We start from the raw sequence: 16784 nt of genomic DNA, 5'->3' as shown, positions 1-16784 counted from the left end.
TCAAATCCGTTCAGCCAAGGAAACTTCGGGGGAACAATGGCTTACAGTCCCGTCTTGGCATTGGTGTTCGGCTATCTTCTCGGCTCGATCCCCTTCGGGCTGCTGATCACCCGTGCCGCCGGCCTCGGCGACGTGCGCAACATCGGCTCCGGCAACATCGGCGCCACCAATGTGCTGCGCACCGGCAACAAGGGTCTGGCGGCGGCCACCCTGCTGCTCGACGCCCTTAAAGGCACCGCGGCTGTGCTGATCGCCGGCCGCTTTGCACCTGAGCTCGGACTCTGGGCCGGTTTCGGTGCGTTTCTAGGCCACCTCTTTCCGGTCTGGCTCGGCTTCAAGGGCGGCAAGGGTGTCGCCACCTACCTCGGCGTGCTGATCGGCCTTGCCTGGCAGGTGGCGGTGATCTTCGCCGTTGTCTGGCTCGCGGTGGCTTTCCTGTTCCGCTACTCCTCGCTGGCGGCATTGACGGCAGCGGTCGTCGTGCCAGTGGCCTTGTACTTCCTGAGCACGCCGCAGATTGCCGGGCTTTTCGCGGCGATGAGCCTGATCGTCATCATAAAGCACCGCGCCAACATTGCGCGGCTGCTTGCCGGCACCGAGGGTAAGATCGGGGCAAAGGAGTGAGCGAGCCCGCCGCCGGGCCGCGCCTCAGCGACCGGCAGCGGCTGAGCTGGCTTCGCCTGATCCGCACGCCGAATGTCGGCCCGGCTTCCTTTCGCGACCTGATCAACCGGTTCGGTTCGGCCGAAGCAGCGCTTGCGATGCTGCCGGAGCTGATGATTTCGGGTGGCGCCAAAAAAATCGTCCGCATTCCGTCCATTGCCGAGGCCGAGGCCGAGCTGGAGGCAGCCAGGCGGGCGGGCGCCCGCTTCGTCGGCATCGGCGAGGCGGATTATCCGCCGCTGATGAAGAGCATGGACCATCCGCCGCCGTTGCTCGCGGTCAGGGGCAGTAGTGCGGTTTTCCGCTTGCCCGCGGTCGCCATCGTCGGCGCTCGCAACGCCTCGCTGGCCGGCATCAAGATGGCGCGGATGCTGGCGGCGGATCTCGGCCGCGACGGCTATGGCATCGTCTCCGGCTTGGCGCGCGGCATCGATACGGCCGCGCACCAGGGCAGCCTTTCGACCGGCACGATCGGTGTGCTCGCCGGCGGCATCGATTTGCCCTACCCGCCCGAAAATGCCGGGCTGTGCGACGAGATTGCCGAGCGCGGTGGCGCCATCGTCTCGGAAATGCCGTTTGGCTGGCAGCCGCGCGCGCACGATTTTCCGCGCCGCAACCGGCTTGTTGCTGGCGCCGCATTGGGATTGGTGGTGGTCGAGGCCGCACAGCGCTCCGGCTCGCTGATCAGCGCCCGGCTTGCCGGTGAGATGGGCCGACTGGTCTTCGCCGTTCCCGGTTCGCCGCTCGATCCGCGCGCCGCCGGCACCAATGGCCTGCTCAAGGACGGCGCCACCCTTGTCACCGAGGCCGCCGATGTCACCAGTGCGATCGCGCCGCTGGTCGGCGCCTGGGCGCCAAGGACATCGCCGCTTGAAGAGCCGCCCGACTTTTCGGCAACGCCGCCGCCGCGCGAGGATGACCGCGACCGCGTCGTCGAGGCACTCGGCCCGACGCCGGTAGCAGTCGACGAGATCATCCGCCACACCGGCCTGCATCCCGCCCAAGTGTTCATGGTGCTGCTGGAGCTCGACCTCGCCGGCCGGCTCGAACGCCATGCCGGCGGTAGTGTCTCGCTGATTTGACCGGGAGCTTGCGCATGTCCCGGCGCGCATTCAGACGTGATTTCATGACCGATCTAAGCAACAAACCAAAGCGGACGCTGTTCACTCGTAAGACGGCCTTCGTTTGGGCGGCATTGAGCGTCGTGCTGGCGCTGCAATGGTCGATGGATCTCGGCACGCTGGGTTTTCCCGACAGCTATACAACGCCCTTCGCAAGAGGGACGAGCACGCTTCTGGGCATTCTGACGGCAGCCTGCATGGCCCAGGGTCTCTACTTTTTCCTGGCCGGCGTGTTCGGCAGAAAGGTAAGCGCCGTCGGTCTTTGCCCGCAAATCCTTGCCGCAGCGGTTCTCACGGTGGTGCCGGCGCTTATCGTGAAGGATTGTCCGCATTCGCAGCTGTGCAGCAGAGCCTATGAGGCGCTCACCGGCACGATGATGGACGATGGGGCGGTGGTTAAGGCCACCGCATGCGTTCGGCACGAGGTTGTCACCCATTTCTTAGGTACAAACTGTTACCCATGTCTCCGGGCCGTACATCTGGATTTTTGGTGAGCGCGATGGGATTCGAACCCATGACCTACTGATTAAAAGTCAGTTGCTCTACCGGCTGAGCTACGCGCTCCCGCGGGCTCAGAAAGGCCGCCCTCGAAATTGCGCGGAACATAGGGAGAGTGCCTCTGCCGGTCAACCGGAAAAAGACGGCTCGCACACCGGGCTTTCCAGCAGTGTCATCATGCCTTGCGGAGCGCTTCGGCGTTGACGGAACTGCCTCCCTCTCGCACAAGGCCGAAGCTCGCCCTCTATGGCGACAAAGGCAAGCAGCAAATCGGGAGAACCTTTGCGGATCAGCAACTTGGGATTTTTGGCGGAACAATTTGCGCAGCCTGCCCGTTTCCCGCGATAAGGGACATGCGTTTCAAGGAGAAGATCATGAATAGGATCATGTCGGGCCTGCTGGCGACCACTCTTTCGATCTCATTCGCTGCCGCGGAGATCGTGCCAGTCAACGCTCAGCCCAGCTATGCGCCCCCGGCCCAGGGGATCACCTCGAATGTCCAGACCGTCCAGTACGAGCCGTGGCGGAGGCACCGGAGTTTCAACCGCGATTTCTCGCGTCGCGATTTCTCCCGGCGCAGTTTTGCGCGTGACGATGGCATGTATTGGCGTGGCCATCGCGGCTATCGCGAATATCGTCGCGGCTATCGCCGTCACGGTGACTACTGGTTCCCGCTGGCCGCCTTCGCCACCGGAGCGCTGATTACGGGCGCTATCGTCAACAGCCAGAATCGTGTCTATCGTGGCGATGCCCACGTGCAGTGGTGCTACGACCGTTATCGGAGCTATCGCGCTTCTGACAACACTTACCAGCCCAACTACGGTCCGCGCCGGCAGTGCCGGTCGCCTTACTGAGTCCTAAAGCGCGTCGCGTTCGATCGGCCTCATGCGACGCGCTATCGCAAAACCGCTGTTTGCGCGACATGCATTAGATTAGAGGCTGCAGGCCCGCGCCCGAAACGGCGCGGGTGTTTCATTAGTGCGTATCCGGTGGCATCCCTGCCTATTGAGTACTGAGCGTCCTGCGTACAGCGTGGCGCCAACCTGCCAGCTTGGCGGCACGTGTCGAAGCATCCATGTCCGGCTTGAACCGGCGCTCGAGCGCCCAACTCCTGGCGAATTCCGCGGCCTTCGGCCAGACACCCGCCTTCGAGCCGGCCAGCCAAGCCGCACCAAGCGCCGTCGTCTCGAGAATTGTCGGCCGGTCGACCGGCGCATCGAGAATGTCGGCCAGCCGCTGCATGGTCCAGTCCGACGCCACCATGCCGCCATCGACCCTGAGCACGGTCTTGGCCGAGGCGCCCTTCCAGTCCTTTCGCATGGCGTCAAGCAGGTCGCGGGTCTGGAAGGCAACGGATTCCAGTGCCGCGCGGGCAAATTCCGCCGGCCCCGAATTGCGGGTCAGCCCGAAGATGGCGCCGCGCGCCTCGGCATCCCAGTGCGGTGCGCCGAGCCCGACGAAAGCCGGCACCAGATAGACGTTCTGCGTTGGATCGGCTTCCGCCGCCAATTTGCCGCTCTGCTCGGCCTTGCCGATCACCTTGATGCCGTCGCGCAGCCATTGTACGGCGGCGCCGGCGATAAAGATCGAGCCCTCCAGTGCATAGGTGGTCTTGCCGTTCAGCCTATAGGCGATGGTGGTCAAAAGCCGGTTCTTCGAACGCACCAGATCGCTGCCGGTGTTGAGCAGCGCGAAGCAACCGGTGCCGTAGGTGGATTTCATCATGCCCGGATCGAAACAGGCCTGGCCGATCGCCGCCGCATGCTGGTCGCCGGCCACACCGAGGATTCTGATCTCTGCACCAAACAGGCTTTTGTCTGTGATTCCAAAATCATCGGCACAATCTTTCACCTGCGGCAGCATTCTTGCAGGTATGCCAAGAATGGCCAGCAGCTCGTCGTCCCAGGCATTTTGTTCGATGTTGTAGACCAGTGTGCGCGAGGCATTGGTGGCGTCAGTGGCGTGGACCTTGCCGCCAGTCAGGCGCCAAATCAGAAAACTGTCGATGGTGCCGGCCAGCAGTTCGCCCTTCTCGGCGCGTTTTCTGGCGCCCTTCACCTTGTCCAGCATCCAGGCGATCTTGGTGCCGGAGAAATAGGGATCGAGTAGCAGGCCGGTCTTTTTTGTGAATTTCTTCTCCAGCCCCAGCTTCTTCAGTTTCTGGCATAGCGGCGCGGTGCGGCGGTCCTGCCAGACAATCGCGTTGTGGATCGGCTTGCCGGTCTCTTTGTCCCAGATGACGACGGTTTCGCGCTGGTTGGTAATGCCGATCGCGGCGACTTCGGCTGCGTTGCGGCCAGCTGTCTTCAGCGCGGCCTTCACCGTTTCCACGACGCTTGCCCATATCTCCTCGGGATCGTGCTCGACCCAGCCGGAGGCCGGATAATATTGAGTGAATTCCTTTTGCCCGCTGCCGACGACCTTCATCTTGTCGGCGAACAGGATCGCCCGGCTCGATGTCGTCCCCTGGTCGATTGCAAGGATGTATCCGGTCATTCTCTCTCCCGTCGAAGCGAATTCAAAGGTGCTACGGTGTCTCGACGCCAGACGGCGCGGAGCCGTTCACGCAAACAGGGGAGACGGCAACATGCCGCCTCCCCTGAGCATGGCGATGCGGGCGCGGACGCCCGCATCAAACGGTCCTATTGCTGCCAGCTCTTCACCAGCTCGTCGTAGTTGATGGTGACCGGCTTTTCCTTCTCGTTCTCGATCTTGAGCTGAGGAGCGAGATTGCCCTTCTTGACCGCGTCGGCGTTCCAGTAGGCGAGGTCATGCTCTTCGGCCATCTTCGGGCCAATATCGCCCTGGACGCCCGACTTCTCGATGCGGCTCATCACCTTTTCCTGCTCGGCGCAGAGCGAGTCCATCGCTTCCTGCGGGCTCTTGGCGCCCGACGAAGCATCGCCGATCGCCTGCCACCAGAGCTGTGCCAGCTTCGGATAGTCCGGCACGTTGGTGCCGGTCGGCGACCACTGGACGCGCGCCGGCGAGCGGTAGAACTCGATCAAGCCGCCGAGCTTTGGCGCACGTTCGGTGAAGCTCTTGTCGTGGATCGTGCTCTCGCGGATGAAGGTCAGGCCGACATGGCTCTTCTTCACGTCGACCGTCTTCGAGGTGACGAACTGCGCGTAGAGCCAGGCGGCCTTGGCGCGGTCGGTCGGCGTCGACTTCATCAGCGTCCAGGAACCGACGTCCTGATAGCCGAGCTTCATGCCGTCCTTCCAGTAGACGCCATGCGGCGACGGCGCCATGCGCCACTTCGGCGTGCCGTCGTCGTTCAGCACGGCCTTGGCGCTGGCGTCGACCATGCTGGCGGTGAAGGCGGTGTACCAGAAGATCTGCTGGGCAACCGCGCCCTGCGCCGGAACTGGCCCCGATTCGGAGAAGGTCATGCCTTGGGCTTCCGCCGGTGCATAGGCCTTCAGCCAATCGAGATACTTCTGGATGGAGTAGACGGAAGCCGGACCATTGGTGTCGCCGCCGCGCGCCGTGCAGGAACCGACCGGACGCGAATTCTCGTCGACCTTGATGCCCCATTCGTCGACGGGCAGACCGTTCGGAATGCCCTTGTCGCCATTGCCGGCCATCGACAGCCAGGCGTCGGTGAACCGCCAGCCGAGCGACGGGTCCTTCTTGCCATAGTCCATATGGCCGTAGACCTTCTTGCCGTCGATCTCACGCCCGGTGAAGAACGCTGCAATGTCCTCATAGGCCGACCAATTCACCGGCACGCCGAGGTCGTAGCCGTATTTGGCCTTGAAGTCCGCCTTGTTCTTCTCGTCGTTGAACCAGTCGTAACGGAACCAGTAGAGGTTCGCGAACTGCTGGTCAGGAAGCTGGTAGAGTTTCTTGTCGGGCGCGGTGGTGAACGAGGTGCCGATGAAATCCTTCAGGTCGAGATTCGGATTGGTGACATCCTTGCCGTCGCCTGCCATCCAGTCGGTCAGGTTGCGCACCTGCTGGTAGCGCCAGTGCGTGCCGATCAGATCGGAATCGTTGACCCAGCCGTCATAGAGGTTCTGGCCGGTCTGCATCTGGGTCTGGATCTTCTCGACAACGTCGCCTTCCTGGGTGACGTCGTGCGTAACCTTGATGCCGGTGATGGCTGTAAAGGCCGGCGCCAGCACCTGCGATTCATACTGATGCGTGGCGATGGTTTCGGAAACCACCTTGATATCCATGCCGGCGAAAGGTTTCGCGGCATCGATGAACCATTGCATTTCGGCTTCCTGGCCGGCGCGGTCGAGCGTCGACAGGTCGCCGATTTCCTTGTCCAGGAAGGCCTTGGCCTCGTCCATTCCGGCATAGGCGTTGCTTGCCCCGAGCAACAGGACAAGCGCAGTTGTTGATGTCAAGAATTGCCGTCGCATGTATTTCCTCCACTGTTAAGTTCAAAGTGCGATCTGGATCGGCGGCCGGCACGCCGCCGTTCCAACAGTTTCCCCCTCTATACGTAGCGGAACACGCCGACGGCGTAGACCACGGAGAGAGCGAGAGCCCACCACAGATTGGGTCCGACTAGACCCAGCCAAGCGAGATGGATAAAGGCACTGCCAAGCAGCGACAGGAACAAGCGGTCGCCGCGCGTCGTTTCGAAGCGCAGCACGCCGACGCGCGGATTGCCGCCCGGCGAGACGTATTCCCACACCGCCATGCCGCAAAGCAGCAGAAAGATGGTTCCAAAGAAGGCCGCGGTCGGCCACGTCCACGCCATCCACGAAAAATCGAGGTTGGACGAGAGGTTAAATCCCCACAGGCGGATATTGGCCGGATCGCTGAAGCCTACCGTTATTGCCACGAAATCGATTTGAAGGGCCACCCAGGCCACGACGACCAGGGCGAGAAACAGCACGGCCCACCACCATGGGCTTCTGTCGACCTGCTCCATCATACCCTCCCCAGGGCAAAGCCCTTGGCGATGTAGTTGCGCACAAACCAGATGACGAGCGCGCCGGGAATCAGCGTCAGCACGCCGGCTGCGGCGAGCAGCCCCCAATCCATGCCGGCGGCCGAAACGGTGCGGGTCATGGTCGCGGCGATCGGCTTGGCGTCCGTGGTCGTCAGCGTGCGGGCGATCAGCAGCTCGACCCACGAGAACATGAAGCAGAAGAAGCACGCCACGCCGATGCCGCTCGCAATCAGCGGCATGAAGATCTTGATGAAGAAGCGCGGGAACGAATAGCCGTCGATATAGGCGGTCTCATCGATCTCCTTCGGCACCCCCGACATGAAGCCTTCGAGGATCCACACCGCCAGCGGCACGTTGAACAGGCAATGCGCCAGAGCCACGGCGATATGGGTGTCGATAAGGCCGAAGGCCGAATAAAGCTGGAAGAATGGCAGCGCGAACACCGCCGGCGGCGCCATGCGGTTGGTCAGCAGCCAGAAGAATAGATGCTTGTCGCCGAGGAAGCGATAGCGCGAAAAAGCATAGGCAGCAGGCAGTGCTGCGGCCACCGAAATCACCATGTTCATAACCACATAGGTGATCGAGTTGATGTAGCCCGAATACCAGGACGCGTCGGTGAAGATGGTGCGGTAATTCGCCAATGTCGGTGCGTGCGGGTAGAGCGTCAGCGACGAGACGATCTCGCCATTGGTCTTGAAGCTCATATTGATGAGCCAGTAGATCGGCAAAAGCAGAACGATGATGTAGAGCGTCGGCACGATCCACCACCAACGCGACTCCTCGCCGCGACGGCGCATCAGCCGTGCGATCTCGTCCTGCCGCAGCGTGCTGGCTAATCCTTGCGAAGCTGTCGTCTCGCTCACTCTGTCGGCTCTTTCGTCAGCGCGGCTCATCTCAGCGCTCCGCGTCGTAATTGGTCATCACGGTGTAGAACACCCATGACAACAACAGGACGATAAGGAAGTAGACCAGCGACATCGCCGCCGCCGGGCCGAGGTCGAACTGGCCGAGCGCCGTCTTGACGAGATCGATCGAAAGAAAGGTCGTCGAGTTGCCGGGTCCGCCGCCGGTCACCACGAACGGTTCGGTGTAGATCATGAAGCTATCCATAAAGCGCAGCAGCACGGCGATCAGCAGCACGCGGTTCATCTTCGGCAGCTGGATGTAACGGAACACCGCCCAGCGCGAGGCACCGTCGATCTTGGCCGCCTGATAAAAGGCATCCGGGATCGAGACCAGGCCGGCATAGCAGAGCAGAACGACGAGGCTGGTCCAATGCCAGACGTCCATGATGATGACCGTGACCCAGGCGTCATAGGGATCTTGCACATAGTTGTAGTCGATGCCGAGCGCGTTGACGTAATAGCCGAGCAGGCCAATGTCGTTGCGCCCGAACACCTGCCAGATGGTGCCGACGACGTTCCACGGGATCAGCAGCGGCAACGCCATCAAAACAAGGCAAACAGGCACGCCCCAACCCTTCTTCGGCATATTGAGCGCAATGAAGATGCCGAGCGGCACTTCGATCGCCAGGATGATGAAGGAGAAGACAAGGTTGCGGATCATCGCCTGCCAGAAGCGGCTGGAGGAAAGCAGTTCCTCGAACCACTCGGTGCCGGCCCAGAAGAAGACGTTGTTGCCGAAAGTGTCCTGCACCGAATAATTGACAACCGTCATCAGCGGTATGACCGCCGAGAACGCCACCAGCAGCAGCACCGGCAGCACCAGGAACCAGGCTCTGTTGTTCCAGGTCTTTTCCACTTCAGGCTCCCATCTCGACGCGCCAGGAATCGGCATAGATGTTGATGCCGGCCGGGTCGAACCGCACCTTCGGATCAGCCGGAACTGTCTCGTCCTCGCCGATGATGGCGGCGATCTCGCGCCCTTCGAGATTGGCACGGACCACCTTGTGGCGGCCGACGTCCTCGACCTTGCTGACCCGGACGGCCATGCCCTGGCTGCCCAGGCGCACATATTCGGGACGGATGCCGAGCTCGATGACGCCGCCGCCCGCCTTGGGCACGCCCGGCAGTTCGATCTGCTGCGAGCCCAGCTTCGCGGTCTTGCCGTCGATCGCCACCGGCATGACATTCATGCCGGGCGAGCCGATGAAATAGCCGACAAAGGTGTGGCGCGGGCGCTCGAACAGCTCCGCCGGTGTGCCGATCTGCACGATTTCGCCGTCATACATGACGACCACCCTGTCGGCGAAGGTCAACGCCTCAGTCTGGTCGTGCGTGACATAGACCATGGTGTAGCCGAAGCGGCGGTGAAGCTGCTTCAACTGCGAGCGCAGCACCCATTTCATATGCGGGTCGATGACGGTCAAAGGCTCGTCGAACAGGATGGCATTGACGTCGGAGCGCACCAGCCCGCGTCCGAGCGAGATTTTCTGCTTCTGATCGGCGGTCAGTCCGCGCGCCTTTCGTTTGGCCATATCGGCCAGCCCGGTCATCTCCAGCGTCTCGCGCACCTTGCGGTCGACGTCGGCCTCCGGCACGCCGCGATTGCGCAGCGGGAACGCCAGATTGTCGTAGACGGTCATCGTGTCGTAGATCACCGGGAACTGGAAGACCTGGGCAATGTTGCGCTCTTGGGTCGACAGATTAGTCACGTCCCTGCCGTTGAACAGCAACTGGCCGTGCGAGGGATGCAGCAATCCCGAAATGATGTTGAGCAGCGTAGTCTTGCCGCAGCCGGACGGGCCTAGCAGCGCATAGGCGCCGCCATCCTCGAACGTGTGGTGCACTTCCTTCAGCGCGAAATCGGCATCCGTGCGGGGGTTCTGCAGATAAGAGTGGCGGATATGATTGACATCGATGCGCGCCATCGCTTCCTCCTAAGCCGCCAGCTTCGGCGCGGCCACGGCGCGGCCGTGCTCGTCGAAGACCATGATGTGGCGCGGGTCGATGAACACCTCGACCTCCTCGTCCGGCTCGAAGTCGCGAATGCCGTGGGTCAGCATGACCCAGCGCGCATCGGCAAAATCGAGATGGATGAAGCTTTCCGATCCCGTGATCTCGGTGATCGTCACCTTTGCGCGCACCGGCACCGCGTCGGCGTCGGGCCGATCGAGGGAAAGATGATGAGGCTGGAAGCCGATCGTATAGATCGCATCGGCAATGCCGAAGAGTTCGGCCGGCACCGGCAATTTCACGCCGCCCTCGAGCAGGAAATCCAGGCCCTTCTTGGCAAGCACGATGGTGTTGAGCGGCGGATCGGCGAAGGTTCTCGCCGTCACCAGATCGACCGGCTTGCGGAACACTTCGATGGTCGGCCCGAACTGGGTGATGCTGCCTTCGGAAAGCGTCGCCGTGTTGCCGCCGAGCAGCAAGGCCTCGTGCGGCTCGGTCGTGGCATAAACGAAGATTGTGCCGGCGGCCGCGAATATCTTCGGCAGTTCCGCGCGTAATTCTTCGCGCAGCTTGTAGTCTAGGTTGGCGAGCGGCTCGTCGAGCAGCACGAGGCTGGCATTCTTGACGATGGCGCGGGCCAGCGCGGTGCGCTGCTGCTGGCCGCCCGACAGACTGAGAGGCGTGCGATCGAGATAGGGCGTGAGTTTGAGAAGGGCGGCGGCATTGCGCACCTCCCTGTCGATCGTTGCCTGATCCGTGCCGGCCACCCGCAGCGGTGAGGCGATGTTTTCGTAGACCGTCATCGCCGGATAGTTGATGAATTGCTGGTAGACCATGGCGACGTTGCGCTTTTGCACAGGCATGCCGGTGACATCCTTGCCATCGAACCAGACCGAGCCGGAGGTCGGCACGTCGAGGCCCGCCATCAGCCGCATCAGGCTGGTCTTGCCGGAGAGAGTCGGCCCGAGCAGGACGTTGAGCGAGCCGTGCTGAAGCGTCAGCGAGACGTCGCGGATATGTTCCGCCGCACCCACCGTCTTCGTCACGTTTCTCAGTTCAAGCATGATGCCTCCTCCCAGGCTTTCTGCATTAGTCGGCCGTCCCTATTCGGCAGCCGCTACGTGCTGCCGGCTTATTCCGCGCATGAACTCGTCGAGCACTGCCGCCTGCTCACGGCTGAGACGCAGGCCGCGCTTGGTCCGGCGCCACAATACATCCTCGGCGGTCATCGCCCATTCGTTTTCGACGAGGTAGCGCACCTCGGCTTCGTAGAGATCGGCGCCGAAGTTGCGGCCAAGATCGACGTTCGACTTGGCGAGGCCCAGCAGCTTCCTTGCGCGGGTGCCGTAGAGCCGAGTCAACCGGCGGGCCAGCCGCGCGTCGAGGAACGGGTACGCCGTTTTCAGTTTCGCCACCTCGGCATCGAAGCCGGTGACGGGAAAGTCACCGCCGGGCAGCGGCGCGTTTGCCGTCCATGGTTTGCCGCGCTTGCCGAGAAAACCCTCGATCTTCTCGAGCATCGATTCCGACAATCGGCGGTAGGTCGTGATCTTGCCGCCAAAGGCGTTGACGATCGGGGCGGCACCCTCGCCTCCATCGGCCTTCAGCACATAGTCGCGGGTGGCTTCCTGCGCCTTTGAGGCGCCATCGTCGTAGAGCGGGCGCACCGCGGAATAGGTCCAGACGATATCCGACGGCTTGACCGGCTGCGCGAAATATTCGCTTGCCGCAGCGCAGAGATAGTCGATCTCGGCATCACTGATCCTGACGTCGTGCGGATCGCCGGGATAGTCCCGGTCGGTGGTGCCGATGAGCGTGAACTCGTCTTCGTATGGGATGGCGAAAATGATGCGCCCGTCCTTGTTCTGAAAGAAATAGGCGCGTGGGTCGTCGAATTTCTTGCCAACGACGATGTGGCTGCCTTGCACGAGGCGGACATTGTGCACGTCGTTCAAGCCGACGGTGGCTGAAAGCACCTGATCGACCCACGGGCCGGCGGCATTGACCAGCAGCCGCGCCTTGACCTCCTCGGTATCGCCGGTCCGCACGTTTTCAAGCCTGACCGTCCAGAGATTGCCTTCGCGGCGTGCGCTGACGACCCTTGTTCGGGTTCGAACGGTTGCACCGCGCTCGGCAGCGTCACGGGCGTTCAACACAACCAGCCGGGCATCGTTGACCCAACCGTCGGAATATTCGAACGCCTTTCGAAAAAGCGGCTTCAGCGGCTTGCCGGCCGGATCCTTGGCCATGTCCAGCGTTTTCGTCGGCGGCAGCAATTTGCGCCCGCCAATATGGTCGTAGAGAAAAAGCCCGAGCCGGATCAGCCAGGCCGGACGCAGCCCCTTGGCGTATGGCAGCACGAAGCGCATCGGCCAGATGATATGCGGCGCGTTCCTCCACAGGATCTCGCGTTCCATCAGCGCTTCGCGCACCAGGCGGAATTCGTAGAATTCGAGATAGCGCAAGCCGCCATGGATCAGTTTGGTCGAGCCGGAAGAGGTTCCGCTGGCCAGATCGTTCATCTCGGCAAGGAAGACCGAAAAGCCACGCCCAACGGCATCGCGGGCAATGCCGCAGCCATTGATGCCGCCACCGATGACGAAAATGTCATGGATCGGTGATGCGCCCAAAGAAGTCCTCCCTCGATTTCGCATTGCAGCATTTTTGAGTTTTGCGAAACCGTGGCGGGATTATTTCGAAATGATAACGAATGTCAAACGAAATATGATCGGCGGCAGATGCCGCAGCGGCATCTCTAGGAGAGCGACGTTTCGATCAGCTGAACCTCTGCCTCCTGGCAGATCTTGCGCACCGACGGGATGTCGCAACGATCGGTGATGAAGGTGTTGACCTGCGACAGATGGCCGATGCGGACGGGCGCGGTGCGCTCGAATTTGGTCTGGTCCGACACCAGGATCACATGCCGCGCGTTGGCGATGATCGCCTGAGCCACCTTCACCTCGCGAAAATCGAAGTCGAGCAGTGCGCCGTCATGGTCGATGGCCGAGGCGCCGATCACCGCAAAATCGACTTTGAACTGCCTGATGAAATCGACCGCTGCCTCGCCGACCACGCCGCCGTCGGAACCGCGCACGACACCGCCGGCGATCACCACCTCGATCGAAGGATATATGCGCATTCTGTTGGCAACATTGATGTTATTGGTGATGACCATCAGGCCAATATGATCGAGCAGCGACTTGCTGACCGCTTCCGTCGTGGTCCCGATATTGATGAACAGAGAGGCGTTGTCAGGGATCAGCCGGGCTGCCGCGCGGCCGATCGCCTCCTTCTCCTCGGCGGCGATCTTGCGCCGGGCCTCATATTCCATGTTCTCGATGCCGGACGGGAACAATGCCCCGCCATGAATGCGGGACAAAAGCCGCTGGTCGCAGAGATCGTTGAGATCCTTGCGGATCGTCTGCGGCGTCACGTTGAAATGCGTCGCCAACTCCTCGACCAGTACGCGGCCATGATCTTTGGCCATCTGGATGATTTCGGAATGACGCGGCGACAGATACATCTAGCAACCTCTCATTTTCGTTTTTCTCGTCTATAGCTGAAAACGAAAGCCATGAACAGGTATGAGCCGGCTAATGAAAATCGGGCGACTGCAGAGAGAAAAGCTCCGGCGCAATCTCGACGAGGCTATCAACTCAGGCCCCGCGCGATCTCAGTGATGACCTCGAAAGCAGTATCGACGTCCGCCGCAGTCGTTTCGAACTGCCCGACCTGAAAGCGGATCGCCACCTGCCCGTCCACCCGAGTCTGCGTCAGGTAGATGCGGCCGTCATCGTTGATCGCGCTGACCAACCGCAAATTGTGCTCGTCAGAGTCGATGCCCGCAGCCGTAAGATGCCGGAACGAGAGCAGCGACAGCATCGGCTCCGTTACGATCTCGAAATCCGGTTCCCGAGCCAGCCGCGCGGCAAGGCTCTCGCTCCAGGCGACATGATTGCGGATCATGGTTCGCAGATTTTCCAAGCCATGTGCACGCAGCAGGAACCAAAGTTTCAGCGCGCGGAACCTCCGTCCGAGCGGCACCGACCATTCGGAATAATTGATGACCCCGTCGCGGCCATGTGTTCTCAAGAATTCGGGCTTGATCGCCAGCGTACGCACGAGGTCTTCCGGCTGGCGAACGAACTGCATCGAGCAATCGAACTGTGCGCCCAGCCATTTGTGCGGATTGAAGACGATCGAATCCGCATGTTCGGCGCCGGCCCAGAAATGCCGGAACTCGGGGCAGATCATGGCGGAGCCGGCCCATGCGGCATCGACATGCAGGTAGAGCCCGTGCCGCTTCGCCACCGCGCCAACAGCCGCGACATCGTCGGTGCCGCCGGTACTGGTGCCGCCGACGCTGGCGATGATGCCGGCCGGCAGCATGCCGTTTTCGCGGTCGGTGACGATCGCCGCTTCCAGAGCCGCCGTCTGCATGGCGCGAAAGCGTCCGGCGACCGGAATGCGCACGAGGTTCGCCTCGCCGATGCCCGACACCCAGATCGCCCGGTCTATGGAAGTATGGACTTGGTCGGAAGAATAGACCCGCACGATCGGCTGGCCTTGCAGGCCGCTCTTGTTGCCTTGCCAGTCGAGCGCGCGCTCGCGCATGGTCAGCACGGCGGCAAGCGTCGCCGATGAAGCCGAATCCTGCATGACGCCGGAAAATCCCTCCGGCAGACCAAGCGCCTGCCGCATCCAGTCGACGACCCGCATCTCGAGCTCGGTTGCGGCCGGCGAGGTCTGCCAGAGCATGCATTGCGCAGCCATCGCGGAAACCAGATACTCGGCCACGACGGAGGCCGGGGCCGCATTGGCCGGAAAATAGGCGAAGAAACGCGGATGCTGCCAGTGCGTCATGCCCGGCAGGATCTTTTGCTCGAAATCGGCGAAGATTGCCTGCATCGTTTCGCCGTCTTCCGGCGGCGCGACATCGATGCTTTTGAAGATTTCGCCCGGCTCGACAAGCGGCCGCACCGGTCTTTCGCGAAGGCTGTTTCTGTAGTCGGCGCCCCATTCAGCCGCTCGCAGCGACCATTCGCGGAATTCGTTGCTATTCATCTTCGCCTCCGTAGCGCCTCAGCGAGCCGCGATCAAAGAGCACGAAAAACGAAGGTTTTCATTCGGGAAAATCAGGCAAGCTCGCAAAGGCGGTCTTCAGCGCGTTCGACCAGCTATCCGAGATCGTGCGATAATATTGATCGTCATGGTTTATTCGCTTTTTGAGGCCGACCTTGAAAGTGTCCTTTTCATAGAACAGCAGGTCGAGCGGCAGGCCGACCGACAGGTTCGACTTCAGCGTCGAATCGAACGACACCAGCAACAGCTTTACCGTCTCGGCGAAACTCATCGTCTTTTCGTAGGTCCGGATGATGATCGGCTTGCCGTATTTGGTCTCACCGATCTGGAAGAACGGCGTATCGTCGGTCGATTCGATGAAATTGCCTTCCGGATAGATCATGAACAGGCGCGGCGCGCTGCCCTTGATCTGACCGCCGAGGATGAAGGAGGCGTTGAAATAGGAATCCGCCTTTTCGCCGGCCGGCGACGAACTGGCGATGACCTCCTTGACGGTGTCTCCGACCAACCGGACTGTCTGGTACATGGAGGGCGTTTCGAGCAGCGTGGCATGGCGCTCCGCCACTGCCTTGGTGCGTTCGTCGAGCAGGCTGACTACGGCCTGGGTTGTCGCCAGATTGCCGGCCGACATCAAAACGATGACGCGCTCGCCCGGCTCCTCCCAGACATGCATCTTCCTGAAGGTCGAGATCGAATCCATGCCGGCATTGGTGCGCGTGTCCGACATGAACACGAGCCCGCGATCGATCTTCAGGCCGACGCAATAGGTCATCGAATCTCTTTGGCAACAATCTTGCCGGGATTACTGCTCCACGGTGACGGTGACCGCAAGCTGTTCTTCCGCCTGTCCCAGCCGAATTCCCGATACCGGCGTGGCGTCGCGATAATCGCGGCCGATCGCCACCTTTACATAGCGCTCGTCGGGAGAAATGCCGTTGGCGACATCGAAGGAGACCCAGCCCAGGCCCGAGACATGCGCCTCGGCCCAAGCGTGGCTTGCCGCCTGCTCGATCGCTGCATCCATCATCAGATAGCCGCTGACGTAGCGCGCCGGGAAATCCATGGCGCGAGCCGCGGCAACGAAGATATGGCTGTGGTCCTGGCAAACGCCGGTCTTGAGCGCAAGGGCCTCTTCGGCCGGCGTCGTCGCGTTGGTGGTGCCGGGTGTATAAGCGACACGCTCGCCGATCACGGCCATTAGCCGGTGCAGCCTTTCGATGTCGGTGCCCTTGCCCACCGAGGCAGCAAGCTCACGAATGCCGCTGCCGATCGTCGTCAGCGGCGTTTCATGGCCGAACAGCCAGAGCGGCGCGAAACCCTGATGCGGTCCGCAGACACCGGCGGTATCGCGCGTCACCACTTCGCCAGCTGCTTCGACTGTGATGAAGTCGCGCTCGCCCTCGACGCTCAACAGCCGGGTATCATTGCCGAAATGGTCGGTGAACCGCACTTCCTCGCGCGCGCCTTCGATCTTCAGCGCCCAGGACAGCACCGTCTGGGTGCGCCCGTTCACCGGGAGCAGCCGCAAACGCTGCAACAGATAATGCACCGGCGCATCGTAGCGGTATTCGGTCCGGTGGGTGATCTTCAGCCGCATCGCTCTCGTCCCTGGAGCATGAGCCTTACCGAAAACCGGTCTTCGTTTTTTGGGATCAT

16 protein-coding genes and 1 tRNA gene are annotated in these 16784 nt (G+C 61.7%); 4 read left to right on the top strand and 13 right to left on the bottom strand.

The genetic code is table 11. The features are described 5' to 3' along the window. The first annotated feature begins 36 nt into the window (after positions 1-36). From plsY to NKH89_RS02165, 3 genes are read left to right on the top strand one after another with little or no spacing between them, the layout of a single operon-like run. A complete protein-coding gene (plsY, locus tag NKH89_RS02175) occupies positions 37-624 on the top strand; it encodes a glycerol-3-phosphate 1-O-acyltransferase PlsY (RefSeq protein WP_352482272.1) in 588 nt (195 codons plus the stop codon). Next, entirely contained in the window at positions 621-1745 is a 1125-nt protein-coding gene (dprA, locus tag NKH89_RS02170; RefSeq protein WP_352494586.1) for a DNA-processing protein DprA, read from the top strand. Before plsY ends, dprA begins: the two co-directional genes overlap by 4 nt. Before the next feature lie 14 nt (positions 1746-1759). Next, positions 1760-2278, top strand: coding sequence for a hypothetical protein (locus NKH89_RS02165; protein ID WP_352908361.1), 519 nt, complete (start codon positions 1760-1762; stop codon positions 2276-2278). Here the strand turns inward: NKH89_RS02165 and NKH89_RS02160 are convergent. After that, positions 2273-2348, bottom strand: a tRNA-Lys gene (locus tag NKH89_RS02160). The two genes, NKH89_RS02165 and NKH89_RS02160, sit on opposite strands and share 6 nt — an antisense overlap. Before the next feature lie 308 nt (positions 2349-2656). Here NKH89_RS02160 and NKH89_RS02155 point away from each other — a divergent pair. Beyond that, positions 2657-3136 carry a BA14K family protein gene (locus NKH89_RS02155; RefSeq protein WP_023717768.1) on the top strand — a complete coding sequence of 160 codons (480 nt, stop codon included), beginning with the start codon at positions 2657-2659 and terminating at the stop codon, positions 3134-3136. A 148-nt stretch (positions 3137-3284) separates the two neighbouring features. On the opposite strand, the gene glpK is transcribed toward NKH89_RS02155, so the two are convergent. The 12 genes from glpK to NKH89_RS02095 all read right to left on the bottom strand — a co-directional run bounded on the left by glpK (position 3285) and on the right by NKH89_RS02095 (position 16725). After that, positions 3285-4778: a glycerol kinase GlpK gene (gene glpK, locus NKH89_RS02150; protein WP_023717769.1), complete on the bottom strand. Its 1494-nt coding sequence runs from the start codon at positions 4776-4778 to the stop codon at positions 3285-3287. 146 nt (positions 4779-4924) lie between these two features. Then, positions 4925-6652 carry an ABC transporter substrate-binding protein gene (locus tag NKH89_RS02145; RefSeq protein WP_023717770.1) on the bottom strand — a complete coding sequence of 576 codons (1728 nt, stop codon included), beginning with the start codon at positions 6650-6652 and terminating at the stop codon, positions 4925-4927. A 77-nt stretch (positions 6653-6729) separates the two neighbouring features. Further along, a complete protein-coding gene (locus tag NKH89_RS02140; RefSeq protein ID WP_031193610.1) occupies positions 6730-6996 on the bottom strand; it encodes a DUF2160 domain-containing protein in 267 nt (88 codons plus the stop codon). 173 nt (positions 6997-7169) lie between these two features. After that, positions 7170-8084, bottom strand: coding sequence for a carbohydrate ABC transporter permease (locus NKH89_RS02135; RefSeq protein WP_023717772.1), 915 nt, complete (start codon positions 8082-8084; stop codon positions 7170-7172). Between the two features lies 1 nt (position 8085). After that, positions 8086-8952: a carbohydrate ABC transporter permease gene (locus tag NKH89_RS02130; RefSeq protein WP_023674893.1), complete on the bottom strand. Its 867-nt coding sequence runs from the start codon at positions 8950-8952 to the stop codon at positions 8086-8088. A gap of 1 nt (position 8953) precedes the next feature. Next, positions 8954-10021 (bottom strand): ABC transporter ATP-binding protein, encoded by a 1068-nt coding sequence (locus NKH89_RS02125; RefSeq protein WP_352908360.1) that lies wholly within the window; start codon positions 10019-10021, stop codon positions 8954-8956. 9 nt (positions 10022-10030) lie between these two features. Beyond that, positions 10031-11110 (bottom strand): ABC transporter ATP-binding protein, encoded by a 1080-nt coding sequence (locus NKH89_RS02120; protein WP_352908359.1) that lies wholly within the window; start codon positions 11108-11110, stop codon positions 10031-10033. Between the two features lie 39 nt (positions 11111-11149). Then, the gene (gene glpD / locus NKH89_RS02115) at positions 11150-12676 is read right to left on the bottom strand and encodes a glycerol-3-phosphate dehydrogenase (RefSeq protein ID WP_352482265.1); all 1527 of its coding nucleotides are present in this window, start codon (positions 12674-12676) and stop codon (positions 11150-11152) included. A gap of 125 nt (positions 12677-12801) precedes the next feature. Further along, positions 12802-13569, bottom strand: coding sequence for a DeoR/GlpR family DNA-binding transcription regulator (locus NKH89_RS02110; RefSeq protein WP_023717776.1), 768 nt, complete (start codon positions 13567-13569; stop codon positions 12802-12804). 128 nt (positions 13570-13697) lie between these two features. Further along, a complete protein-coding gene (locus tag NKH89_RS02105; protein ID WP_352642116.1) occupies positions 13698-15110 on the bottom strand; it encodes a pyridoxal phosphate-dependent decarboxylase family protein in 1413 nt (470 codons plus the stop codon). 58 nt (positions 15111-15168) lie between these two features. Then, positions 15169-15900: a proteasome-type protease gene (locus tag NKH89_RS02100; RefSeq protein WP_023717777.1), complete on the bottom strand. Its 732-nt coding sequence runs from the start codon at positions 15898-15900 to the stop codon at positions 15169-15171. A gap of 30 nt (positions 15901-15930) precedes the next feature. Further along, positions 15931-16725 carry a transglutaminase family protein gene (locus NKH89_RS02095; RefSeq protein WP_023717778.1) on the bottom strand — a complete coding sequence of 265 codons (795 nt, stop codon included), beginning with the start codon at positions 16723-16725 and terminating at the stop codon, positions 15931-15933. Positions 16726-16784 lie beyond the last annotated feature (59 nt).

Source organism: Mesorhizobium sp. M0923 (genome assembly GCF_040319365.1).
Classification (GTDB): Bacteria; Pseudomonadota; Alphaproteobacteria; order Rhizobiales; family Rhizobiaceae; genus Mesorhizobium.
Note: the sequence above shows the minus strand (reverse complement) of the source record. Positions and strands in the feature narration are given on the sequence as shown.